1 protein-coding gene is annotated in these 1,659 nt (G+C 35.1%); it reads left to right on the top strand.

All coding sequences use genetic code 11. The features are described from left to right. On the top strand, positions 1-1,659 hold a 1,659-nt coding region (locus ABD917_RS08640), incomplete at both ends, for a type ISP restriction/modification enzyme (protein ID WP_345119657.1).

Raw genomic sequence — 1,659 nt, 5'->3', positions numbered from 1 at the left:
AATTCCGTCATGATATCCATGCCAATGAGATTGTTTTACTGGCTTATTACATAGCAGCCATTAACATTGAATCAACCTATCATAGTCTTATGAAAGGAGATTATATCCCATTCAAGCATATTGGTTTAACCGATACGTTTCATCTTTTTGAGAAAAAAGATTTGATGGAAGGTACTATGAAAGAAAACAGCGAATATTTAGAACATCAGAAAAATCTAAATATCGAAGTTATCTTTGGGAATCCCCCTTATTCGGTAGGGCAAAAAAACGAAAACGATAATGCAAAGAATACTCCCTATCCCATATTGAATGACCGTATTGGAGAAACTTATGCTGCTCAATCAAAAGCAACTTGCGTACAAGCACTTTATGATAGTTATATTCGTGCCATTCGTTGGGCAAGTGACCGTATAAAAGACCGTGGTATTATTGGTTTTGTTACTAATGCGAGTTTTATTATTGGACATTCTATGGACGGTTTACGCAAATGCCTCGTTGAGGAGTTTTCGAGCCTTTATATTTTCCATTTACGGGGGAATCAACGAACCTCTGGAGAACTTTCTCGTAAAGAAGGTGGCAAAATTTTTGGTTCTGGCTCTCGTGCCCCTATAGCGATTTCTATTCTCGTAAAAAATCCAGAATCTGAACAGCGTGGGAAAATATATTTTCGGGATATTGGGGATTATCTCACGAGACAGGAAAAGCTTACGATAATAGAGTCTCTTGGTAGCATTGATGGCATTACACGGAGCAAACAAGGTTGGAAAATAATTACACCAGATAAACATAGCGATTGGCTTGATCAGCGTGATGATAGTTTTAAAGAATTTTTAGCTATGGGTGTAAAAAAAGGTCGTGATAAAAAGCTCTTTGAAACATTTTCTTGTGGTCTAAAAACCAATCGTGATGCTTGGGCATATAACTCAAATCATGAAGCTTTATCCAAAAATATGAATAATATGATTGTTTTCTACAATAGTGAAGTGAAACGCTTTAATGATGTTTATGCACATACTGACCGTAAAACACATACCAATATTGTAGACGATTTCGTAAATTCTGATGCTAAAAAAATAAGCTGGAGTCTTAATCTTAAACAATATTTAAGGAAAAAAAAGAGTTTTGAGTTTGAAGAGACATGCCTTGCTGAAAGTTTGTACCGTCCTTTTACACGGCAATGGCTCTATTATAATCGTATTTTCAATGAATCTCTCTATCAAATACCATGTATGTTTCCTATGAGGAATATTGTTGAAAACAAAGTAATACAAGTTACAGGTATAGGGGCAATGAAAGGTTTTTCTATTTTGATGTCTAAAATTTTGCCTAATCATGACGCAATGGATAAAGGTCAATGCTTTCCACGCTATATTTACGAAGATACTACGATTTCAAAAAGTAAAAGTGAGAAACAATCCCATTTATTTTTAATTTCTACAGAAGATAGCAAAACAGCTGGTTTACAGAGACGTGATGCCATTACTGATGAAGGACTAGCCCATTTTAAAGCGGCTTATCCGAATGAAACCATCACTAAAGATGATTTATTCTATTACGTTTATGGGATTTTACATTCAGAAGATTATCGCGCCCGTTATGCTGATAACCTTTCTAAAGAATTGCCTCGTATTCCTTGTGTAAAAACTGCTGAAGACTTTT

The sequence above is a fragment of the Bartonella pachyuromydis genome, assembly GCF_039543065.1.
Lineage (GTDB): Bacteria > Pseudomonadota > Alphaproteobacteria > Rhizobiales > Rhizobiaceae > Bartonella > Bartonella pachyuromydis.
The sequence above is the reverse complement of the archived record's forward strand: the minus strand, read 5'-3'. Positions and strand labels throughout refer to the sequence as shown.